The organism is Aeribacillus sp. FSL K6-1121 (assembly GCF_038003725.1).
GTDB lineage: Bacteria > Bacillota > Bacilli > Bacillales > Aeribacillaceae > Aeribacillus > Aeribacillus composti.
Genome location: NZ_JBBOPS010000001.1, coordinates 2,139,536 through 2,162,571, shown reverse-complemented (window position 1 = coordinate 2,162,571; position 23,036 = coordinate 2,139,536). Strand labels below are relative to the sequence as shown.

25 protein-coding genes are annotated in these 23,036 nt (G+C 40.1%); 18 read left to right on the top strand and 7 right to left on the bottom strand.

The window, feature by feature from the left end; translation table 11 throughout:
• Window positions 1-568: 568 nt before the first annotated feature.
• From NSQ61_RS10500 to NSQ61_RS10475, 6 genes are all read right to left on the bottom strand, one after another.
• Complete coding sequence (locus NSQ61_RS10500) at window positions 569-787, bottom strand: spore germination protein (RefSeq protein ID WP_340806933.1); 219 nt, start codon at window positions 785-787, stop codon at window positions 569-571.
• Between the two features lie 89 nt (window positions 788-876).
• Window positions 877-1,242 carry a spore germination protein GerPE gene (locus NSQ61_RS10495; protein WP_157727918.1) on the bottom strand — a complete coding sequence of 122 codons (366 nt, stop codon included), beginning with the start codon at window positions 1,240-1,242 and terminating at the stop codon, window positions 877-879.
• A 32-nt stretch (window positions 1,243-1,274) separates the two neighbouring features.
• The gene (locus NSQ61_RS10490; protein WP_063386630.1) at window positions 1,275-1,451 is read right to left on the bottom strand and encodes a hypothetical protein; all 177 of its coding nucleotides are present in this window, start codon (window positions 1,449-1,451) and stop codon (window positions 1,275-1,277) included.
• On the bottom strand, window positions 1,448-2,071 hold the full coding sequence (locus NSQ61_RS10485) for a spore germination protein GerPC (RefSeq protein ID WP_063386631.1): 624 nt from the start codon (window positions 2,069-2,071) through the stop codon (window positions 1,448-1,450). Before NSQ61_RS10485 ends, NSQ61_RS10490 begins: the two co-directional genes overlap by 4 nt.
• A 69-nt stretch (window positions 2,072-2,140) precedes the next feature.
• The gene (locus NSQ61_RS10480; RefSeq protein ID WP_063386632.1) at window positions 2,141-2,350 is read right to left on the bottom strand and encodes a spore germination protein GerPB; all 210 of its coding nucleotides are present in this window, start codon (window positions 2,348-2,350) and stop codon (window positions 2,141-2,143) included.
• Between the two features lie 11 nt (window positions 2,351-2,361).
• Complete coding sequence (locus tag NSQ61_RS10475; RefSeq protein WP_063386633.1) at window positions 2,362-2,583, bottom strand: spore germination protein; 222 nt, start codon at window positions 2,581-2,583, stop codon at window positions 2,362-2,364.
• A 425-nt stretch (window positions 2,584-3,008) separates the two neighbouring features.
• Between NSQ61_RS10475 and NSQ61_RS10470 the strand changes: the two genes are divergently transcribed.
• The 15 genes from NSQ61_RS10470 (at window position 3,009) to NSQ61_RS10400 (ending at window position 15,979) form a co-directional block, all read left to right on the top strand.
• On the top strand, window positions 3,009-3,461 hold the full coding sequence (locus NSQ61_RS10470; protein ID WP_063386634.1) for an RrF2 family transcriptional regulator: 453 nt from the start codon (window positions 3,009-3,011) through the stop codon (window positions 3,459-3,461).
• Window positions 3,442-3,621, top strand: a complete 180-nt coding sequence (locus NSQ61_RS10465) for a YezD family protein (protein WP_094245314.1) — start codon at window positions 3,442-3,444, stop codon at window positions 3,619-3,621. Before NSQ61_RS10470 ends, NSQ61_RS10465 begins: the two co-directional genes overlap by 20 nt.
• 139 nt (window positions 3,622-3,760) lie before the next feature.
• Complete coding sequence (locus tag NSQ61_RS10460; RefSeq protein ID WP_340806926.1) at window positions 3,761-4,828, top strand: sulfate ABC transporter substrate-binding protein; 1,068 nt, start codon at window positions 3,761-3,763, stop codon at window positions 4,826-4,828.
• 30 nt (window positions 4,829-4,858) lie between these two features.
• Window positions 4,859-5,701 carry a sulfate ABC transporter permease subunit CysT gene (gene cysT / locus NSQ61_RS10455; RefSeq protein WP_261308785.1) on the top strand — a complete coding sequence of 281 codons (843 nt, stop codon included), beginning with the start codon at window positions 4,859-4,861 and terminating at the stop codon, window positions 5,699-5,701.
• 26 nt (window positions 5,702-5,727) lie between these two features.
• The gene (gene cysW, locus NSQ61_RS10450; RefSeq protein ID WP_339229460.1) at window positions 5,728-6,582 is read left to right on the top strand and encodes a sulfate ABC transporter permease subunit CysW; all 855 of its coding nucleotides are present in this window, start codon (window positions 5,728-5,730) and stop codon (window positions 6,580-6,582) included.
• Between the two features lie 12 nt (window positions 6,583-6,594).
• The gene (locus tag NSQ61_RS10445) at window positions 6,595-7,665 is read left to right on the top strand and encodes a sulfate/molybdate ABC transporter ATP-binding protein (protein ID WP_339229458.1); all 1,071 of its coding nucleotides are present in this window, start codon (window positions 6,595-6,597) and stop codon (window positions 7,663-7,665) included.
• Between the two features lie 105 nt (window positions 7,666-7,770).
• Window positions 7,771-8,781: a sulfonate ABC transporter substrate-binding protein gene (locus NSQ61_RS10440; protein ID WP_130158334.1), complete on the top strand. Its 1,011-nt coding sequence runs from the start codon at window positions 7,771-7,773 to the stop codon at window positions 8,779-8,781.
• 136 nt (window positions 8,782-8,917) lie between these two features.
• On the top strand, window positions 8,918-10,066 hold the full coding sequence (gene ssuD / locus NSQ61_RS10435; RefSeq protein ID WP_339229455.1) for an FMNH2-dependent alkanesulfonate monooxygenase: 1,149 nt from the start codon (window positions 8,918-8,920) through the stop codon (window positions 10,064-10,066).
• Window positions 10,063-10,848, top strand: coding sequence for an aliphatic sulfonate ABC transporter permease SsuC (ssuC, locus tag NSQ61_RS10430; protein WP_066250605.1), 786 nt, complete (start codon window positions 10,063-10,065; stop codon window positions 10,846-10,848). Before ssuD ends, ssuC begins: the two co-directional genes overlap by 4 nt.
• 17 nt (window positions 10,849-10,865) lie before the next feature.
• Entirely contained in the window at window positions 10,866-11,633 is a 768-nt protein-coding gene (locus NSQ61_RS10425) for an ATP-binding cassette domain-containing protein (protein WP_242009262.1), read from the top strand.
• Between the two features lie 39 nt (window positions 11,634-11,672).
• Window positions 11,673-12,671, top strand: a complete 999-nt coding sequence (locus NSQ61_RS10420; protein ID WP_186439323.1) for an aliphatic sulfonate ABC transporter substrate-binding protein — start codon at window positions 11,673-11,675, stop codon at window positions 12,669-12,671.
• Between the two features lie 293 nt (window positions 12,672-12,964).
• Window positions 12,965-13,798 (top strand): SPL family radical SAM protein, encoded by an 834-nt coding sequence (locus NSQ61_RS10415; protein WP_066250602.1) that lies wholly within the window; start codon window positions 12,965-12,967, stop codon window positions 13,796-13,798.
• The gene (locus tag NSQ61_RS10410; protein WP_340806918.1) at window positions 13,795-14,568 is read left to right on the top strand and encodes a TatD family hydrolase; all 774 of its coding nucleotides are present in this window, start codon (window positions 13,795-13,797) and stop codon (window positions 14,566-14,568) included. Before NSQ61_RS10415 ends, NSQ61_RS10410 begins: the two co-directional genes overlap by 4 nt.
• Window positions 14,569-14,571: 3 nt before the next feature.
• A complete protein-coding gene (locus tag NSQ61_RS10405; protein WP_340806914.1) occupies window positions 14,572-15,480 on the top strand; it encodes a fumarylacetoacetate hydrolase family protein in 909 nt (302 codons plus the stop codon).
• A gap of 157 nt (window positions 15,481-15,637) precedes the next feature.
• Entirely contained in the window at window positions 15,638-15,979 is a 342-nt protein-coding gene (locus NSQ61_RS10400; protein WP_063386645.1) for a YisL family protein, read from the top strand.
• A gap of 797 nt (window positions 15,980-16,776) precedes the next feature.
• On the opposite strand, the gene NSQ61_RS10395 is transcribed toward NSQ61_RS10400, so the two are convergent.
• On the bottom strand, window positions 16,777-17,310 hold the full coding sequence (locus NSQ61_RS10395) for a DUF2777 family protein (protein ID WP_063387038.1): 534 nt from the start codon (window positions 17,308-17,310) through the stop codon (window positions 16,777-16,779).
• 137 nt (window positions 17,311-17,447) lie between these two features.
• Between NSQ61_RS10395 and asnB the strand changes: the two genes are divergently transcribed.
• From asnB to NSQ61_RS10380, 3 genes are all read left to right on the top strand, one after another.
• The gene (asnB, locus tag NSQ61_RS10390) at window positions 17,448-19,292 is read left to right on the top strand and encodes an asparagine synthase (glutamine-hydrolyzing) (protein ID WP_340806912.1); all 1,845 of its coding nucleotides are present in this window, start codon (window positions 17,448-17,450) and stop codon (window positions 19,290-19,292) included.
• A gap of 800 nt (window positions 19,293-20,092) precedes the next feature.
• Window positions 20,093-21,523, top strand: coding sequence for an alpha-amylase family glycosyl hydrolase (locus tag NSQ61_RS10385; RefSeq protein ID WP_327874094.1), 1,431 nt, complete (start codon window positions 20,093-20,095; stop codon window positions 21,521-21,523).
• 461 nt (window positions 21,524-21,984) lie between these two features.
• Window positions 21,985-22,428 (top strand): DUF1284 domain-containing protein, encoded by a 444-nt coding sequence (locus tag NSQ61_RS10380; protein WP_130158619.1) that lies wholly within the window; start codon window positions 21,985-21,987, stop codon window positions 22,426-22,428.
• Window positions 22,429-23,036 lie beyond the last annotated feature (608 nt).

Genomic DNA, 23,036 nt, shown 5'->3' with positions numbered 1-23,036 from the left:
TCATCGTTTTGACAAGATGTATGCTGCTTCAGCATTCTCCAAATAAGCGAAAAAAGCAGGTTCGATGGTGACGCCTGCTGCATCATGCACAAATCGTTTCAGCATTTCCAAATAAGCTTAAAAACAGGAGAACGGTACCATCTGCAATTTAGCCCGTTTTGAAATAGGTTGAGTAAAAGTTTTCCGTCAAAAAAATAAGACTATGAAAAGGCGAGTCTTATAAAATATAAAATTCCTCTTTTACAACGGGATGAAAATCACTTTACGAAATTAACTGTATTGTATGTTAATGTTGTGAGTGCGAATGCTTTCTAACTGTATAACAGTCCATGAAAAAACTAATGCAGGTTTTCAGCTTCTTTGAACCGATTCATAGTTTCACTCTATTTGTGCATCATGAGGACATCCACATTCCTAAAAAGAGTCTTTTGATCTGAAATGCAAGACAATGCGCTTTTTTTATTGAGCAGGACAACAAATTGAATGTCCTGCTCGCAAATAGTGTTTCTGGATCATAACATAATTCCAATCGTTATTTTTCACTAAGTCTTTTTAACGAACCAGGCGGCTATGCATTTGCCGTCTGGTTTTGATCATTTACGTCCGGATCGATTCCGTTTGTTATGCTGAGACCGTTGTTAGTAATATGAAAATCGCCTGTGCAGCTGCTACCAGAGCCGCTGATGGATTTTGATGCTGATTTTGGAGATAAATAAAAGGAATCTCCGAAATTCACAACTCCTCCTGAAACGGAATTAATTTTTATCGGTCCGACAATCGCTGGCATGAGGAACATCCTTTTCCTTGTTGTCTCATAAATCACATGCGTAGAGAAAATCTATTGTTCAGGGATCAATATGTTTTGTCCTGTTGAAATTACCGTTGTTTTTCGTCGCCATCAACGTTTTTAGACAATTGTCGAATATGTTTTATTCGTGCTTCCGCGCATATTTCTTCGGCTGATCCAAAGTTCACGATGCTTGAAGATGAGATGCCCAAAATTTTTACGTGATCGACATATATGTTCGGAGAATTGTTTGAATATGCGCTGGAAAATTGTTCGTCAAAGGAAGGCTGAGGAATAGATTCGCGGAAAAGCTGATAGGAGCGAAACGACCCTTCCTTTGTATTAAATTTTTCATAGTCCCGCTGAACTGCCAGAACATTCGTTTTAGGGGTAATTTTTTTCGCGTCACCGATTTGGAATACGGAACAGATGTCTACTGAGTGTATATACGCCACTCTTATGTTCGCAAATCTTTTTAACAAATACATTAGTCTAATGACAAAGGAACAAATGGACCGATGATTAATGATTCAGGTGGCGTATCAAAAATGGAAGAAAGAGAGATTTTATCCGCATCCCCTATTAAAAAAACTGATGAACTTGAAACCCCTATGATTCTCACCATGCCCACATGCAAGCCGTTATTGATGACGGTAAAATTCATGACAATTCGTCGCCTTTCTTTTTATTGGGGAAATGTTTAAAAAAATGATCGATCGATTGATCAATATCTTTTTTTACCTTTTCTTCAATCCATTGTATTTTTTCTTTTATATCTGTTTGCTCATGGAGACGGAGTCTTTGTAGATAATAAGTAATCCTTCCTTCAAGTTGTTTTCTAATGTCTTCTATGATGATAGCTTTATATGTTTCATCTAATTCATATTCATAGTTTTTAGCAAAGTCTTCAATCTTTTTCGGACATTCTTCTTGTAAATAACTATGAATGCTTTCAACGCATTGTTCGAATATTTGCTGTTTTAATTCGCTATGAACATCATCGACGTTTAGTTCTTCATTTTTTACGGAAAATTGTTCAATTGCTTCCTGATCAGCAGGATTTAAGCCGATATTCAAGACTCCTTCGAGCGTTTCGATTTTCAATTGGTCAAATTTGTACTCAACTTTTTCAATATTTGTATAAGGTTTGTTTTTGATCTCTTCCATTTGTTCTTCAAGGTAAAGAAACCCTTTTTCCAGATGGTCGATTCTTTTGCTTTGGGAATGGAGATATTGTTCCAATTTTAGGATATATTGCAATAATGATTGCACAGTGTAATTCATGATGTTCTCCCCACCTTTATCAGCATTCGTTACCATATTTATATTCTTTTCCAAATGAAAGGTGAATCACTATGAAATGCTTGGTGGACGGAGAGGCACAATGACTCCGTTTCCCTGGCCGGATGGAGCGGGAGCCGGTTCAGTAAATTGTCCTGTGTTGTATAAATTCGACAGCGGTTTTATGATTCCGGCGCTGCCGATTTGAAATACGGATGAATTGGCGATCGTTCCGATACGTATAAATTGTATGTGAATCGATTGTTGAATATAAAAATTCATAAAACCACCCTCTAAGCGTTTAACACTTGCGGCTGATCAACGAGATCACTGTCAAACGTATTCGTAATGCTGTTTTGATTAAATACGTAAAGACCGTCGCCTGTATTGAAGGAACCTGCCCCTGCGAATGTTTTCACTTCACTGTATGGTGAAATGTTTACGACGTCTCCGACATGAACGACACTGGCCGTCCCGACGCTATTTACCTTCATAGCACCAACAATTGCAGGCATCGTTTTCCATTCCTTTACCTTAAAAGTTATTTAGCTATTTTTAGTGTATGTTATGTCTTGAAAACTGTGATAAACGTTTAGAGTCGCATTTTTGTATCCTCAATATTTCACAAAATAACTATGCAAAATTCGTGGTGCTTTTAGCCCGTTTCCATGAAAAACTCCATCAAATGATTGCACAAAAAAATTTTTTTGCCCGAATAGCATGATGACTCTTCTTGTTTTACAATGTTTTTCATTTGTCAAGGAAAAATAATGGAAAAAAGTACAAAAAAATTATTATTCTTACTTGACATATAGGATTAATACGATTAAAATGTAACTCAATATTATTTTCTTAAACTATCAAAAAGTTTTTGTCGTGAAAATCCCTACCGTTTTAGTCGAGATTAATCTAGTAAACTTTCAGGGGAAGGGGGCATTTGGTGAAGGTTTCAAGCAGAGGTGAATATGCATTACGTGCTTTGCTTGTACTTGGTCAGCAACAGGGAAAAGTCTGTCCGATCAATGAAATCGCCAAACAAACGCTAGTTACGGTCAAATACTTGGAACAAATCTTGCTCCAATTAAGAAAATTGGGGTATGTGCACAGTAAAAGGGGTATACAAGGAGGCTATATGCTCCGTTTATCGCCGACTGACATTAACATAGGGGAGGTTATCCGGCAAATTGAAGGTCCTTTATCTCCAATGGGGTGTGCCAGTACGACGGCTTATGTGCCGTGTCCATTGGAAGATAAGTGTTTATTAAAGCCGCTTTGGACGGTTGTACGTGACACAATTGCCCGCGTTCTTGAACAAACAACTTTAGATGATTTATTGAATAAAAGAATTACAACGGGAATTGGAGGGGAGAGCTTTGTTAAAAACGAAAATTGATCAGGAGTGGATTGAAAGAATTATACGTTCACTAGAAGATTTGGAATACGGATCTGTGCAAATTATTGTACATGACTCAAGAATTACACAAATCGAAAAATTGGAAAAATTCCGTTATCCTTTAGAACGAAAGGATAGCCATAACAAAGGGGCTAAGTGAACATATAAAACAATATCATAAAGAGGTCGTCGATCGGTCCACCGAAGACTCCCTATGTCTTTTCAATATTCCCGGATCGAGGAAGTTTTTTTATTTATAACACCGCCACCGAAACATAGCGGAAAGGGAGATGAATTTTATGAATATTACAAATAAACGCAAGTCAAAAGGACTATTTTTTCTATTATCTGTTATTACAAGTATAGCTCTTGTTTTAAGTGCTTGTGGTTCAAAAAATGAAAGTGCCAGCTCCAGCTCAGAGGGAGATAAAAAGGCAGTCGAGTTATTAAACGTTTCTTATGACCCTACACGTGAGCTTTACCAAGACTTTAATAAAGCTTTCGCAAACTATTGGAAAGAAAAAAGTGGTCAAGAGGTTACGATAAAGCAATCACATGGCGGTTCTGGCAAGCAGGCGCGGTCTGTTATCGATGGTTTGGAGGCTGATGTTGTAACGTTAGCGCTGGCTTATGATATTGACGCCATTGCAGATACTGGATTGATCGAAAAAAATTGGCAACAAAGATTGGATAAAAACAGTTCTCCTTACACGTCCACTATTGTGTTTCTAGTACGCAAAGGAAATCCGAAAGGTATTAAAGATTGGGACGATCTTGTCAGATCTGATGTTTCGATTATAACCCCCAATCCAAAAACATCGGGTGGAGCACGCTGGAATTATTTAGCTGCATGGGGATACGCATTGAAAAAATATGGCGGCGATGAAGAGAAGGCAAAAGAATTTGTTGCGAAAATATATAAAAATGTTCCAGTATTAGATTCCGGGGCAAGGGGTGCTACAACAACATTTGTCGAAAGAAAAATCGGTGATGTTCTTCTTGCTTGGGAAAATGAAGCTTTTCTAGCCATCAATGAATTAGGAAAGGATCAATTTGAGATTGTTGTGCCTTCTGTAAGCATTTTAGCAGAACCTCCTGTTGCTGTTGTAGACAAGGTGGTTGATAAGAAAGGAACGCGCGAAGTAGCTGAAGAGTATTTGAAATATTTGTACACGGAAGAAGGACAGGAATTGGCAGCGAAGCATTATTATCGTCCAACATTGCCAAAAGTCGCTGAAAAATATAAAGATACATTCCCGCAATTGGAACTCTTTACAGTTGACGAACTGTTTGGGGGCTGGAGAGAGGCTCAGAAAAAACATTTTGACGACGGCGGTATTTTCGATCAAATTTATCAGCCGAAATAATGATTTGTTCCGATGAATGGAGGATTGGAAGTGGCCAAAACAAAACAACAGCACAGAAAAGGGGTTATTCCAGGTTGGGGACTCACGATGGGCTTTACGCTAACTTATCTTAGTTTAATAGTGTTGATCCCCTTGTCCGTTATCTTTTTAAAAGCCTCAACACTCAGCTGGGAGCAATTTTGGCAAATCGTCACAACTGACAGGGTGGCAGCCTCGCTTCGTTTATCTTTTGTTTCTTCATTTATTGCCGCTGCCATCAATTTAGTTTTTGGTCTTTTGCTTACTTGGGTGTTAGTGAAATATGATTTTCCAGGGAAAAGAATTATCGACGGATTAATCGATTTGCCGTTTGCTCTCCCAACTGCAGTAGCGGGAATTTCTTTAACAGCTGTTTATGCCCCGACAGGCGTTATTGGACAGTATTTGGACCGCTTCGGTATTGAGGCTGTTTATACCCCGCTCGGTGTCGTAATTGCTTTAACGTTTATCGGATTGCCGTTTGTTGTGCGGTCTATCCAGCCCATTTTGCATGATTTAGATCAGCAGTACGAAGAAGCGGCAGCTGTTTTAGGTGCAAACCGTTGGCAAACGTTTTGGAAAGTGATTTTGCCATCACTAGTTCCTGCGATGTTCACCGGGTTTTCGCTCGCATTTGCGCGGGCGTTAGGCGAATACGGATCAGTCGTTTTCATTTCCGGCAACATGCCAATGAAAACGGAGATCGCCCCTCTTTTGATCGTCACCAAATTGGAACAGTACGATTATGAGGGGGCAACAGCGATTGCCGCTATTGTATTGATTATCTCTTTTTTCCTGCTTTTTCTTATAAATTATTTGCAATGGAGAACGAGTCGAAAATATTTTATTCATTAAGTCACTAAGGAGATGTTATGCCTCAAATGGGTACTAAAACGAAGAAACAGCCTCTTGTCGGTGTTCATACAGAATCTGCGTGGATTCGTTTTATATTGACGGGAACGGCTCTATTATTTGTTGGTTTTTTTCTCATTATCCCGCTAATTACTGTTTTTACAGAAGCTTTGAAAAACGGTTTAGACGTTTATTTTGCTTCGGTTACAGAACCGGATGCTCAATCAGCGATCCGTCTTACACTTTTGACCGCAGCAATAGTAGTGCCATTAAATTTTATTTTTGGTATTGCTGCTGCATGGTGTATCACAAAGTTTCAGTTTCCCGGGAAAACCTGGCTCATCACGCTTATTGATTTGCCGTTTTCTGTATCGCCCGTTATCGCTGGTTTAAGCTTTGTTTTATTGTTTGGTGCACAAGGTTTGTTAGCGCCGGTTTTAGATTCGCTCGGATTGAAAATAATCTTTGCTGTCCCAGGCATAATTTTGGCTACTTTATTTGTAACTTTTCCGTTTGTAGCCCGCGAGTTAATACCGGTCATGCAGGCAAAGGGGAGTGAACAGGAAGAAGCCGCTTTATCTTTAGGAGCCAGCGGATGGAAAACATTTTTATTCGTGACGCTTCCAAACGTCAAATGGGGAATTTTATACGGCGTCATCCTGTGCAATGCGAGAGCAATGGGTGAATTTGGAGCCGTTTCTGTTGTGTCAGGGCATATACGAGGAATGACAAATACGATCCCGCTCCATGTAGAAATTTTATATAATGAGTACCAATTTACTGCTGCATTCGCAGTCGCTTCCCTTTTAGCTATGTTGGCGATCGTTACATTAATTGTTAAAGGGGTGCTTGAATGGAAGGGTGTAGTTGATGGAAAAGGGTAAGGAGTGTGCATCATGGATATCAATGTGAAGCAAATTTCTAAAAATTATGGCTCATTTCAAGCATTAAAAGAAGTAAATTTAACAATACCGTCAGGGAAGATTACCGCTTTGTTAGGTCCATCCGGTTCAGGGAAAACTACGTTGCTGCGGATGATTGCCGGATTGGAAATGCCTGATAGCGGAGGCATCTATTTTGGCGACCATGATTATACGACAAAAACGGTCCGTGAAAGAAATGTCGGTTTTGTTTTTCAACATTACGCTTTATTTCATCATATGAACGTTTTTGAGAATATTGCATTCGGACTTAAAGTGCGTCCGCGAAAAGACAGACCGTCTAAACAAGACGTCCAACGAAAAGTAAATGAATTGCTTCATTTAGTCCAATTAAATGGTCTTGATCGCCGTTACCCGGCTCAATTATCAGGCGGACAGAGGCAGAGAGTTGCATTAGCTAGAGCGTTAGCAGTGGAGCCGAACGTGCTTCTGCTTGATGAGCCGTTTGGAGCTCTTGATGCAAAAGTGCGTCAAGAATTGCGGAGATGGTTGCGGCAGTTGCATGAGCAATTACATGTAACAACTGTTTTTGTCACGCATGACCAAGAAGAGGCCTTAGAGGTTGCTGATCAAGTGGTAATCTTAAATAATGGACAAATTGAGCAAGTCGGAACACCGGATGAAGTATATCAACATCCAAAAACGAAATTCGTGTATCAGTTTCTAGGGCGTGTTAACGTTTTTCATGCTGAAGTGAACGATGGTCGCCTACATATCGGAGAAGCATTATTTGCTGCACCTGATGAAAACATTCAAACGAAAAAAATGATCGGGTATATTCGTCCTCATGAAGTGCGAATAACTCGACATAATGATCATCAAAAATCAATTCAAGTAAAGGTTCGCCGCATCCAATCTTATGGTCCGATTGTCCGTTTGGAATTGGAAAGATTGAAAACGAATGATCTGATCGAAGTGGACTTGAGTGTTGAACAGGCGAATCAACTGAACGTGAAAAATGATGAGATTCTTTATGCTGACTTGGAAAAAATAAAGTTTTTTTCAGATTCTCCATCCGTAGAATGAATAAATAATGTCGCCAAGATCATTATCACTCGAAAAGCCTGCATTTCAAAAAGAATGTAAATAAATTTGACTAATAGTTTTTATAAGGACAAAGGGGGTAGCAAAATGAGGAGAAAAAATCAAAAATCTTTGCTTGCCTTGCTTTTAATCATGATTGTTAGTTTATTTGCTGTTATATCCGGCTGCTCAGGAGAAGAAAAGAATGTGAAAAGCGCCGGTGAATCTCAAGAAACAAAAGATAAAGAGGAAAAGGTAGTTAGAATCGGATATCAAAAATACGGGACATTAAACATCTTAAAGAAACAAGGAACGCTGGATAAAGCGTTAAAAAGTCACGGATATTCTGTCGAATGGATTCAATTTCCGGCAGGTCCGCAGCTTTTGGAAGGATTAAATGTCGGCAGCATTGATATCGGGCATACTGGCGAAGCGCCGCCGATCTTTGCACAAGCGGCAGGCACTGATTTAGTTTATATTGGTCATGAGCCAGAAAGCCCTCTTTCAGAAGCTATTCTTGTTCCAAAAGATTCACCCATCCGCACTGTTCAGGATTTAAAAGGTAAAAAGGTTGCGCTCAACAAAGGCTCAAACGTCCATTACTTGCTCGTAAAAGCTTTGGAAAAAGCGGGGCTGACCATAAATGATATTGAACCTAAATATCTCGTACCGGGAGATGCAAGAGCAGCCTTTGAACAAGGAAGTGTGGATGCATGGGTCATTTGGGATCCTTTCTTTGCTGTTGCTGAAACGGAGACAGGCGCCAGAGTTTTGGCAGACGGAAAGGATTTAGTGAAAAATAGAGAGTTTTATTTAGCGAGCAGAAAGTTTGCCGAAAATCATAAAGAGGTTATCGATCTGTTATTGGAAGAAATCAATAAAACAGATCAATGGGCTAAAAGTGCTCCAAAAGAAGTTGCAGAACTATTGTCACCTGAATTGGGAATTGATGTTGCTTCGCTTGAAAAAGCAGCTAAAAGAAGAACATATGGTGTTCAGAAAATAAGCGAACAAGTTCTAAATGATCAGCAGGTAATAGCAGATACTTTTCATCAATTAAAATTAATTCCTGAAAAAATCAATGTAAAAGAAGCAGCTTTGGAGGAAACAAACAACTAAATGAAAACAATAGCGAACCGACCAGACAACTGGAGGCTCCTACTTAGCAGAAGCATGCTAAGAAAGGGGCCTTTTTGCGCATTTAAAACCTTGAATGACAGATGAAAATCTAAAAACGAAATGGGTGGAGTGAAAAATGAACATTTTTTGGTTTATTCCAACACATGGTGACGGGCATTATTTAGGTACTACCATTGGAGGACGTACAACCGATTTGTCTTATTTCAAACAAATTGCCCAAGCAGCGGATCGCCTTGGTTACAGCGGGGTGCTGATTCCAACTGGAAGATCTTGCGAAGATGCTTGGATTATTGCCTCTGCCTTAATTCCCGTTACGGAAAACTTACGGTTTCTTGTGGCAGTTCGGCCGGGGTTGATGGCTCCTTCCGCTGCTGCAAGGATGGCCTCGACATTTGACAGAATTTCAAATGGACGATTGCTAGTAAACGTTGTAACCGGTGGTGATCCGGTGGAGCTGAAGGGTGATGGAATTTTTTATTCACATGATGAAAGATATGAAGTGACTGACGAATTTTTGACAATTTGGCGAAAGCTGCTTGCAAATGAAAAAGTCGATTTCACAGGTCGTTACTTGCAGGTGGAAGGAGGAAACCTTTTGTTCCCGCCAGTGCAAAAACCATATCCGCCTGTCTTTTTCGGCGGTTCATCATTGGCTGGCCAGCAAGTAGCGGCAAAGCATGCAGATGTATATTTAACATGGGGAGAGCCGCCGAAACAGGTTGCTGAAAAACTGAATCAGGTGAAAAAGCTGGCAGAGGAACAAGGAAGAACAGTGCGCTTCGGCATTCGCTTGCATATCATCGTCCGTGAAACGGATGAAGAAGCATGGCAAGCAGCCGAACGGTTAATCAAATATGTGGATGATGAAACGGTCGCTCAGGCACAAAAGGTTTTTGACCGTTTTGATTCAGTAGGGCAGCGCAGGATGTCAGATCTTGTGAAAAGAGACCGCAAGTCGCTTGAAATCAGCCCGAATTTATGGTCAGGAATCGGTCTTGTGCGCGGCGGAGCAGGTACGGCGCTAGTCGGCAGTCCGGAAACAATTGCAGAAAGGATGAAGGAATATGCTGATCTCGGCATCGAGACATTTATTTTATCCGGCTATCCTCATTTAGAGGAAGCATATAGAACAGCTGAACTGTTGTTTCCTCACTTGCCGATAAGCCATGTTCAAAGAAACAGTGAACCACAACCGTTTGGACCATTTGGAGAAATTATTGCCAACAACAGTTTACCAGCAGAAATGGAGAGAATCAGAAAATGAAAAAGTCGTTGTTTTCCGATCAAGTAAAAAAACAATTAATCCCATGGCTTTTGCCTATATTGATTTTAATCATTTGGCAATTGTTATCCTCTAAAGGGATTCTTTCAACAAAAATTCTTCCAGTGCCGTCAGACGTTGTGATGGCAGGAGTGGAGCTCATTCGTTCTGGTGAATTGTTTCAGCATTTGCTGATCAGCTTTAAACGAGCCATAATCGGTTTTTTGATTGGAGGAAGCATTGGCTTGTTTCTCGGCCTTATTAACGGGCTGTTTCCGATCGCAGATAGAATTTTCGATACAACGATTCAAATGGTGCGGAATATTCCTCACCTGGCCATGATTCCTCTTGTCATCCTTTGGTTTGGAATTGGGGAGGAAGCCAAAGTATTTTTAGTAGCAGCTGGAGTGTTGTTCCCGATTTATGTGAATACACTTCATGGCATTCGGTCAGTAGATCAAGGGTTGATTGAAATGGGACGGGTATATGGACTTCGTTCCTGGCTTCTCTTTTGGCAAGTGGTGTTGCCCGGCGCCCTCCCGTCTATTTTAGTCGGAGTTCGATATGCACTGGGGATCATGTGGCTGACGTTAATTGTTGCTGAAACAATTTCCGCAGATTCTGGTATCGGATATATGGCCATGAATGCGAGAGAATTTATGCAAACAGATGTAGTGCTGCTCAGCATTCTTCTATATGCATTATTTGGAAAAATCGCGGATTCAATGGCAAAATGGCTTGAAAGAAAATGCTTAAATTGGAATCCAAATTATCAAAACTTGTAGAGAATGGGGGGATAAATGTGGAATCTCCAACTTTTGGAACTTATCTGCAAATCAATGGTGTAGAGAAACACTTCGGAAATCAGCACGTTCTGCGCGGAATTGATCTTGAGGTGCAGCCTGGCGAGTTTGTAGCGATCATCGGCCGAAGCGGCTGCGGAAAAAGCACGCTGCTTCGTTTAATTGCCGGATTAGATGAGCCGACAGCTGGTGAGATCAAGGCTAACAGTGAATTGATGAAGGGATTAAATCCGGAGGTTCGCATTATGTTCCAAGATGCCAGACTTTTGCCTTGGAAACGCGTAATTCAAAATGTAGCGATTGGCATGAAAAAAGAAGATTTACCTAAAGCGGAGTTAGCTCTAAAGCAGGTTGGACTGATCGACAGGGCAAAAGAATGGCCTCATGTTTTATCAGGAGGACAAAAACAACGGGTGGCACTTGCAAGAGCATTAGCCAGCAAGCCAAGGCTGTTGTTATTGGATGAACCATTAGGTGCGTTAGATGCTTTAACACGCATTGAAATGCAGCGTTTGATCGAACGATTATGGAAGGAGCAAGGATTTACAGCTTTGCTGATTACACATGATGTGGAAGAAGCGGTAGCAATGGCGGATCGAGTGGTGTTGATAGAGGATGGAAAAATTGCGATGGATACACCGATTAAATTTCCTCGTCCTAGGCAGCGCGGTAATGCAGCATTTGCAGCCCTCGTCGAAAAGATTTTGCGCCGCGTAATGGGTGAGGAAGAAAACACACCAGCTGTCTATGCAAGGCAATCAACGTAATAAGCTTAATAAATATATTCATTAAAGGGGGATTTACTAATGAAAATTATCAGAAAAAGTATGTTTTTAAGTTTAATTTTCCTTTTAGTGCTTTGGATTTCAGGCTGCGGCAGCAAGGAGGAGGCAAATGAGACTTCCAATGCGGAAAAATCAAATGCCAAAGCGGAAGAGGAGACATTACCAGACGAACTTAGAATTGGCTATCAAAAATCATCTATTTTGCTTTTCTTAAAGGAAAAAGGCAGCTTAGAAAAAATTTTGGCTGAAAAAGGAGTTAAAGTCACATGGCATGAATTTCAATCAGGACCGCCATTATTAGAGGCGTTGAATGCAGGAAAAATTGATGTAGGATATGTAGGCGGAGCACCTGCTGTACTTGCAGGAGCCGTTTCAGATTCTGAATTAGCCTATCTTGCCTATGAACCGGAAGTATATCGGGCGATTGTTGTTCCAAAAGATTCACCTATTCAAAAGATAGAAGATTTAAAAGGGAAGAAGGTTGCTTTTGGTAAAGGATCAAGCGCACATTATTTGCTCCTTACTGCTTTAGAGAGTGTAGGGCTGACTTTGAATGATATTACTCCTGTCTATTTACAGCCTTCAGATGCTAGAGGAGCTTTTGAACGCGGCAATGTGGATGCATGGGTGATTTGGGATCCATATCTTGCGGACGCAGAAGAAAGTGGAGGTGCTAGAATCATTGCCGATGCAAAAGGTCTCCCGCGTCAATATGGATTTATTGTAGGAAGACGCGATTATTTTCAAGAAAATCGTGAACTTCGAAATTTAGTGATCAGTGAACTAGAGAAGGTTCACAAAGAGATTCAAGCAGACAAACAAGGGGCTGCCGAAAACTTTTCACAGAAAACTGGCATTTCGAAAGATGTATGGAAGCAAACTTTGGAAAGAAGAGAATATGGAGTATTTGACATCACACCTGAAGTGGTGGATGCCCAACAGAAGCTTGCAGATACTTTTTTAGAGGCAGGATTGATAAACGAGAAAATAAATGTGCAAGATGCTGTTCTTTCAGATTAACGAAGCAAGAAAGTGGTCATTTCATGCTTTATAAGTTATAATGACCCTGAAACGGAATGTTCAAAAGAAAGATCCATGCGATAACGATTGACAAGCGCAAATAGTTGTCCTTTTACAAATGGAGGTGTTTATCCCTCCATTTGTTTTTGTGGAGAACAGTTGTCCTTATCTTCACGGAAGCGGTAATGGCCGGTTTGCAAGCGGGCTGTCTGTGAACCTTGAGGCCGTTTTTCTTTTCAAAATTTTTTTCATTGAATGAGATAATCTTTTCGCTGCGGGAAAGGATGTAATGAATGGAAATTACCCGTAAAAATCCAAACTCGTTTTTAACGAAAACAAACGGCTATTTGCAAGGGTATTCGTACAGTTTAAATCCGTATGTCGGCTGTTCATACGGCTGCCATTATTGTTATGTACAAAAGCTTCCAGTCGCATTGTTTAAGAAAAAAGAGTGGGGAACATGGGTTGAAATAAAGGATGAAAAGCCAAACCAATTTTTAGGCGAATTGAAGCGGGCCAAGAAGAAAGGGAAAGTGACGATTTTCATGTCATCCTCAACAGACCCTTACCAGCCGCTGGAAGCGAAGGAATTACGAACAAGAAGGCTCCTTGAAGTGATAGCAGAAATGCCTCCGGACTTTTTATTTGTCCAGACGAGAAGCCCGCTTGTCACTAGAGATATTGATATCTTTCAAAAATTGGGGGATCGGGTGCTTGTCAGCATTACCATTGAAACGGACAGAGATGATGTGCGCAAAATTTTTTCTCCAAAGGCGCCGCCGATTCAAGCTAGGATCAATGCGCTTAAAAAACTAAATGAAGAGAACATTCCGTCACAGGCGGCAGTTTCTCCTGTACTGCCTTTTTCTCCTAATTTTACGAATCTATTACGGAATGCGACGAAACGAGTCTGTTTAGATGATTTCTTTTTAGGAGATGGAAGCGGCGGAAGACGATCACAGGCGCTCGGTTTGTCAAAGCTTTTTTCACAAATTGGAGAAGAAGAATGGTTTTCCCCTGAAAACATCGAATATGTGAAAGACTTATTTTTACATGTGTTTGCGAAAGATCAGCTGTTCATTTCTAGGCAAGGCTTCATTCCGCCCGATGGGAGTCATGAAGAATGATCGATTCTCATATTCATTTGGATCAATACGATCCAAAAACTATTGATGAGCAAATCAAAAAGTGGCAGGAAGCGGGCATTACTCATGTTGTGGCCGTTTCAACCGATTTAACATCCGCCTATAAAACGCTTGAATTGAAGCAGAAACATGAAGATTTTATTATAGCAGCTGCCGGCTTTCACCCTGAACAGGAGATTCTTGAAGAACGGGAGCTTGAAGAGCTTCTATCGCTGATTCGAACAGAGAGGGCGATTTCAGCTGTCGGGGAAATTGGTTTGCCGTATTATGAAAAAGAGCGATTATTTGCAAAGTATTCGGAACAAACTTATATAGATGTCTTGAAGGAATTTTTGAAAATCAGCGTTGAACATTCACTGCCAGTTGCCTTGCATGCAGTTCATGAAGATGCGGAAAAAGTTTTACAACTTTTGCAAAAACATCAAGTGAAAAAAGCGCATTTTCATTGGCTTAAAGCGGCATCATCTGTAGTGAAGGAAATTTGTAAACAACACTATTATATTTCTGTGACTCCGGAAGTTTGCTACCGCCTGCGCGATCAGCAGCTTGCTGAACAAGTTCCGATGGATCAGCTGCTTATTGAGACGGACGGCCCTTGGCGGTATGGGGGAGCGTTTAAAAATGTTGACACAACCCCGTTATTTTTAAAGGAAATTTGCTGCAAATTGGCGAATATTAAAAAGAGGCCACGTGAAGATATTGTGCGCACAACTGCAAATAATGCGAAAAAACTTTATCTTAATTGGGGGTAGAACATGAAGCTTGTCACTGCAAATATTCACGACAGAACGTTTATCGGACTAATTTTTAACGAAGATTCGGTTGTTGATATTCAAAAAGCGGAACTGAAGCTTTATGAATCGGAAATATCGCCTGCATCGCTGCAAGCGTGCATTGAAATGGGTGAAAAATTTGTCCGCCATATTGAAGCATTACAGGAATGGGTTGCGAAGGAAAAAGAAAGGGAGACATATGTCTATCCGCTGTCAGCTGTTAAACTTCAAGCACCGATTCCACGACCGAAGAAAAACATTATGTGCGTCGGTAAAAACTACCGTGACCATGTTGCGGAAATGGGAAGCGAAAGTGATATTCCTTCCGATTTGATTCTGTTTTCCAAACCTTCAACTTCCGTTATTGCTCATGAAGGAGAAATTGATCCTCATCTTTATTTAACCGACGAACTTGATTATGAAGGGGAACTTGCAGTTGTCATTGGGAAAAAAGGAAAACAAATTCGCGAAGAAGAAGCCTATGACTACGTTTTTGGATATACGATCATCAATGATGTCACAGCAAGAGATTTGCAAGCTCGCCACAAACAATATTTTTTAGGAAAAAGCTTGGATACATCATGCCCGATGGGACCGTATATTGTACATAAATCGGCTGTTTCGAATCCACAGCATCTGTCTATCGAGACGAAAGTTAATGGCGAAATTCGGCAGCAAGCCAATACAAATCAAATGATTTTCCCGATTAAACGGATCATTTCCATCATTTCTCAAGGCATGACTCTTGAGCCGGGAGATATCATTGCAACAGGTACACCTGCGGGAGTCGGAAAAGGCTTCAATCCGCCGAAATTATTAAAGCCTGGCGACACTGTCGAAATTACGGTAGAAGGAATTGGCACGTTGAGAAATAAAGTCAAGGAAATTTAATAGCGAAAGGACGGGCGAGCCCCTTTAATCTTTCGTTTTAGTGCGTCTTTGTCAATTTAGTGAAATCATTTTATTTATCATAGTAATTGCTATGTTTTTGGATGATCATTTGATATGATGAATGTGGACTTGCAAGTATAGATGGGGGAGGGCATTTATGACACATTTGCATATTACATCATGGGTCATTTTGCTGATTTTGTTTTTCATTGCCTTTGCCAAACCTTCAAAAGGTTTGCATATGGCTGTGCGAATCTTTTATTTAATCGTGTTGGCAACTGGACTTGAATTAATTTTCCGCTATAATGTGTTCAGCATGGCCAACTATGTAGGGGAATATGTCGCTAAAATTTTCCTTGCCATTGTTTTGATCGGGCTTATGGAAATGGTTTTGGGCAAAAAGAAGAGAAACGAATCGTCCAAAGGCATTTGGATCGGCTTTTGGATTGTGCTGATTCTCGTCATTTTGCTTGGATTTAGACTGCCTCTTACTTTTTAAAAAATATGTTGATGCAAAAATATAGGAGCGTATTTCGCAGGGGCTGTCTTAGAAAGTCAAATCGCCATTGAAAACAAAAAATCATAAACACCGATATATATCAACGTTTCTAAAACATTAATGGGGGCGTCAATAAGCCGTAAAAACGACTTATTAGACACCCCCCTATTATTTTTCTTTCTTGTCTTTGACAATAAAAACCAGCCTTAAAAAAACATCCAAATCCTATAATTATTAGAATTATATGGCCTATATTTTATATCATCAATGGTTAATGAAAATAAAAAAGCTCCAAGCAAAATAAATGGAATAGCTAATAACCACCCCAAATTATGAAACTCCCCTTATCTCGTTTTTTATTAAGGCTTGAATAATAATTCGATATGAGTTCATTGAAACCTTGCTAATCGACAAAAAGTTGGACGAAATTCCATGATTGGAAAAAAGTTTCAATGCAGGCGATGCTTACGTTTACTTTCTTTTTGTGAATATCCTAATGTTTTAGGTTCATATTTTTGTTTTTATAAACATTTTCGGTAGCGCAGTCTACATTGATGTTGGGCAGCCGGTCTGTTTCGCCCATCATTGAATAAATACTTAGCCACAGGGTGACAATTCGAACGAATAGCATCTTTTTGAATATCCAGCATTATCAGGCTGAAGCTGTTTTTTATGTGTCTCCTTAAAAAAATTTAAATGACTCTTCTCTGCACTCCCCCTATCAATTGCAAAGCTTTCATTACTCCGACTGTCTTAAAAGTACTTTTTAACTAAATCCTTTTTTCCTTGAATTGCAGTTATGAAATAGAGCTGACAAAGCTTCGTTCCCCTGTGCTTACAGTGAATTCAAACAGGTCTTTTTGTTTGTCTCCCCGATGGAAAAAATGCTGAACCGCACAAAGAGAATCCGTATTATCAAATATAAAAACAGAAGCGCCTTTCATCGGTTTGTTTCCATGGTGATACAACAATTGATTGTGGCAGTAGATGATGTCATAAACGGAAAAGGATAAAGCATTTAAATGGTGTACAAACATTATAAAGCTTTCATCATCCAATTCATTTAAAAAAGAATGAAATGCATAGGGGAATGTCTTCTTGATTCGAATTTTTCCGCCTGACCGCAAGTATTCTTCCTTATTATGTCCAATATCAACCCATCGGCCGTTTTTCAAAAGTTCAATGTGCTGATCGTTTAAATCATCAAGAGAAATCTGTTCATCATCTTCATCATCGATCAAAATCGGTTTTGCTTGAAGCATTTCAACGGTTGCGGTCCGAAAACTCCTTTTTTGTTTATGGAGAAGGTCATTTTTTACGTCCGAAAACAATATGAACACCTCAATACTTTTTATTGATTGTTTTAGACAAAATGCTTTCTTTTTATACAAATGGGCAGGTAACATTGAACTTTTTTTGCATACAATAGCTACATCTTTCATGTTATAGATAGTGGGGTGATAAGCATATGTGTGGAATTGCTGGCTGGGTAAATTTTCAACAATCACTTTTCCAAAATACTGAAATAATGGAAGACATGATTGACACGTTAAGCAAAAGAGGGCCTGATGATACAAATATTTGGGGAAAGAAGCACGTATTGTTCGGGCATAAAAGACTTGTTGTCATTGACCCGGAATGCGGTCGACAGCCGATGACAAAACAAAAAGAAGATAATTCCTACACGATTTGTTATAACGGCGAGCTATACAATACGGAAGATATTCGCAAAGAATTATTGAAAAAAGGCTATACGTTTCGCGGCCACTCAGATACGGAAGTTCTTTTAGCTTCATACATGGAGTGGAAAGAAGAATGTGTGCACCATTTAAACGGAATTTATGCTTTTGCCGTTTGGGATTCAGCAGATGAAAAATTATTTATAGCACGCGACCGTCTTGGCGTTAAACCGCTCTTTTTTTATGAAAACAACGGTAATTTTCTGTTCGCTTCTGAAATAAAAGCCCTTTTAGCCAATCCTGAAGTCGATGCTTTGCTCGATCAGGAAGGGCTGCAAGAAATTATGGCGCTGGGGCCGTCGAGATCTCCCGGTTCAGGCGTTTTTAAAGGAATCGAAGAGCTTAGACCCGCCCATGCCCTCGTTTTTAATCGAGATGGCTTAAAAATATGGAGGTATTGGAACGTTAAAAGCCATCCGCATGAGGATTCTTTTGAAGAAACGGTCGAAAAAGTGCGTGAATTACTAATAGATGCCGTCACAAGACAGCTTGTCAGCGATGTTCCGCTATGCACGTTTTTATCGGGAGGATTGGATTCGAGCGCCATTACAGCGATTGCCGCCAGGACATTTGAAAAGGAAGGAAAGGGGCATCTTCATACTTATTCAATTGATTACGAAGGGAATTCTGAGTATTTTCAACAAAGCGAGTTTCAGCCGAATGCTGATGCCTACTGGATTCATTTAATGAAGGAATCTTTTCAAACCATTCATCACGATTGTATCATGACACAGGAAGAGCTTGTCTCATATTTGCAGGAAGCAGTTGAAGTCCGTGATCTTCCGGGGATGGCGGACGTCGATTCTTCACTTCTTTGGTTTTGCCGGCAAATTAATAAGGACTTTGTCGTGAGCTTGTCGGGAGAATGTGCGGACGAAATTTTCGGCGGATATCCGTGGTTTTACCGTCCTGAGGAATTGGCAAGAGAAGGATTTCCGTGGATTCGTTCATTAGATGAGCGGATCAAGCTGCTCCGGAACGATTGGCAAAAAAAGCTGAATATAAAAGAATATGCTTTAAGGCAATATGAAAAAACGATTGAAGAAACACCTGTTTTAGATGGAGAACCTGAAACGGAAAGAAAAAGGCGGGAGCTTTTTTACTTAAATATGATATGGTTTATGACAACATTGCTTGACCGAAAGGATCGCATGAGCATGGGGGCATCGCTTGAAGTGCGCGTTCCGTTTGCAGATCACCGGCTTGTCGAATACGTCTGGAATATTCCGTGGGAATGGAAACGATATGGCGATCGGGAAAAAGGCCTATTACGGAAAAGCTTAGAAGATCTTTTGCCGAAGGAGGTTGTCTACAGGAAAAAAAGCCCGTATCCGAAAACACATCATCCGAAATATACGAAGCTTGTAAAAGAACAGCTTGAAAACGTATTGGCCATGAAAGACTCCATATTGCACGAGCTTTTCGATGGGAATGCATTAAATAAATTAGTAGAGACAGACGGTGCATCTTTTCAACGCCCATGGTACGGACAGCTGATGACGGGACCGCAGCTGTTAGCCTATCTTTGGCAAATTCACATTTGGTTTGAAAAGTACCGGATTAATATCATTTGATGAATTTAGGGAAAATGAGGCTGTCTTAGATAGTCAAATCGCCTTGAAAACAAAAAATCATAAACACCGATATATCAACGTTTCTAACACATTAATAGGGGCGTCAATAAGCCGTAAAAACGACTTATTAGACACCCCCTTGCTTTTTATAATAAAGAAGGACAAACATGTTCAGCATGTTATAATGTTTTTTATAATGAAATTCAAAAATGATCTGCAAGGGGAGCGGGAGGGGAGAGATATATAAACATTTTGTAGAAACTGAATGATTCATCGGTAGAAAAAAGATTTTTATGAAAATGATGAACGTTTTCAAAAAATTTTCTAATGTCTAGGAATCAAGCAGGGAGAGAAGCTTACAATAAGATCCGAATTTGGCCTGGTACGGTTCATGTTGTAAGAGAATAGCTCAAGAAGATCATGAATGAAAAATTAACTGACCTAACTTTTTGAATACGTTGACGAACTGTTTGATCGTGGCGCAATCCAGGCAAAATGATGTAGGTAACGCAATGATTTCAAACATGTAAACTTATTTTTCAGTTAGCATGGAAGGAATAAAGGCTTTTTCAAATGAAACGGGGATAAGCCAGCGAGTGATTCGCGAGGCTTATAAAGAAAAACTCATCGGAAAAGGGGATAAATCCCATCAAACATTACATACATTCGATGAGAAGATTGACAGCAAACCAAAACAGATGCAACACCGCTTGCCGATTTTGCGGAAGAGTTGAAGCGGCGAACTTAGATGAATTGAGCGACAAGCATGGATTTTGCTGACATAAGGAGGATTTTGACGAGTGAAAAAAGGATTGATCTTCATTTTGTGTGTTTCATTGCTTTTTTGTTTTTCAGCGACTGCTAGCGCTGTAAACTTGCAGGATGAGTCAATTTATCACGTAGCAGTTGACCGCTTTTACAATGGAACGACGGCCAATGACGGCGAAAGAAAGGGCGGTCTTGAACATTTTCTTGGGGGTGACTTGCAAGGGGTGATCAAAAAGCTGGATTACATAAAAGGAATGGGCTTTACAATCGTTTCATTATCACCAATATTTCAAAATGAGGCAAACGGCTTTCATGGGAAATGGGTGAAAGACTTTAAAAAAGTGGACGAGCATTTTGGAACAATGCAGGATTTAAAACAGCTGACAAAGGAAGCACATAAACGTGATCTAAAGATCATGATAGATTTTGTTTTCGAAACAGGACCGAACCACCCTTGGCTGTCTGATCCAGCTAAAAAAGAATGGTTTGTTGAAGGAAGTACGACATTCGATGTTTCTCGCCCCGACGTTCAAGCATTTATAATCGATGTCGCTAAATGGTGGATCAAACAAAGTGATATTGACGGGTATCGGTTGATTGACGCGAATCGAACTGAACCTCAATTTTTAAAAAAAATGGCTGAAGAAGTTAAGTCTGTCAAAAAAGATTTCGTTTTAGTGGCAGATATTGGCGGGGGTGATCCGAATACATATCAAAACAGTGGAATCGATGCCGTGATGAATACCTATTTTGCGAAAAATGCGCAAAAATCATTTTCGAATGTGGATGAACCGCTTTCAGGATTGGACGGGTTTACGCAATCCAATCTGCCTGTCGTTTCGTTTTTAGATGACGAGGATATCGTTCGTTTTACAAGAAAAGCTGTTGAGAATGAAGCGTTTCCAGTGACAAGATTAAAACTTGCCTTGACGTATTTATATACTTTACCGGCTGTTCCTTTTGTTTATTACGGGACGGAGATTGCATTGGATGGCGGAAATGGAGCAGTCAATTATCGGATGATGGATTTTCGCACGAGCACCGAAATAGTCGAGTACATAACAAATTTAGCCGACATTCGCAAAATCCTGCCTTCTCTCCGAACAGGGCAATATCATTTGTTGTATGAAAAGGACGGCATGCTCGTTTATCAATTAAAAAGCGGTGATGAAACATCCATTATTGCCATTAACAACACATCGCAAACAAAAAGCGTAACGATCGGATTTCGATATTTGCCGGATAATCACGAATTGAGAGGGTATTTAAAAGGGGGAAGCATAAAAAGTTCAAAGGACGGATACACGATCACTTTGGAACGGGAAACATCGGAGATTTTTAAACTGGACGAACAAAAAGGCGCGAGCATCCCTTTTATTTCCATTTTGGTCGGAGTCCCAGTTTTGTTTATCCTTTTCTTATATGCCGCATATAAAAAAGGGAAGGGAAAACAGCCGTCGTAAAATGCAAAATAAAAAGCTGATCCCTTAAAGGTGCAAAAAAAGGACAAACTCGTCTTGATTTGCCATTTTTAAGCTGCTTCTATGTACACATAGGCTTTAAACAGGAATTTTTCAACTGAAAGCTTCGGGACGGAAAGTTCGCCTATCACATCTTCCTTTTCATATTGAGATATTGGAAAAGCAGCCTAATTCTTCCTTTTTGAACGCAAAAAAGCCCCTTCCTCATATCAAGACGCTGGAAAAGGAGCGGCTCCATTTAAAGTGGGTAAAACAATATTGATCAATGGATAAAGAGGGCTTCTTATCAATAGCTTGTGAATTTGGAACAAGCTTTTGCTCGCTTTTTCGTTGTGACGTTTGTATTTTAATTTTAAAGGATGCAATGTTTTTTCACGTTTATGTTGTAGGCTTGTGCTTTTTCTCATAAGATGGGAGTAATAGAAAAAGGGGAGGAGAAATGTATGAAGCCGCTTCGCTTACGGGGGCATCATTTATTATGTGTGCACGGATTTCGCGGAATGGGATATAGTCCATCGTTTGTAGAGAAGATGTGGGAAGTAGTTACAAAAATTCGTGATGAAGAGCAAGACTTTCCCATTCAAGTCGTCTCTGCACTTGATGATGCGTGCATGGCATGTCCGCACCATGGAGAATCGACGTGCCAAGCGGATCCGAATTCAAATGAGCATGTGATTTCCATGGATCAAAAAGTAATCCGCCATTTAGGTATTGAAGAAAATGGGATTTACTTAAAATCGGAATTATTGGGGCTCACGGCCCAAAAAGTAGTCCCTGACGACTTAGATTACTTATGTGCGAATTGCTCCTGGCTTCCGCACGGTGTATGCAAAGAAGGCATCGCCAATGTCCGTAACGGGAATATTGCGCAAAAGGAAGCTAAGTAGCTTTTTTCGGTTTTCGTCACTGCCCAATCTGTCAGTGTAGCTGATTACGGCTTTTCAAAATTATTGGTGCATATTGGCGCAATCTTGTTGAAATTTTGTACTCTTTTTCGTCTTCGTCATCTTTTACATAATCCAAGTATTAGCGAAACCATGTTGAGATTTTGCCCCTGTTAAGCAGGAAATAGCCTCTGCGTGGAAATAGCCGAGCGACAATTCGGCTATTCTAATTTTAAACACGGAGGCTATGCTTCTTCACTATAATACTGCAAGCTTTGTAGAAAGCTGTTTCCGTTTCTTTTCTATAGGAATCATGAATGAAGATGTCATAAAGGTTTGCAACATTTGTTGTCCGATGGATCATAAGCGGTCAGCTTAAAAGAAGGGTGCTTCCATGACGATTTTTCTTTCGAGTTCGGGAATTGGATTAATAAGTTGGAGGAAAACTAGATTGTTTGAAACGCTCTGTATCGGACGACGATAAGATTTGAATTAATAAGTTGGAGGCAAACGGATTGAGCAGCACTTCACGGTTTTTATACTCTTTCACTAGGGATTCGCACTGTGATCGAAGTTGACCAACACCAGTAGGCTCCTAAATTAAAAGTCTG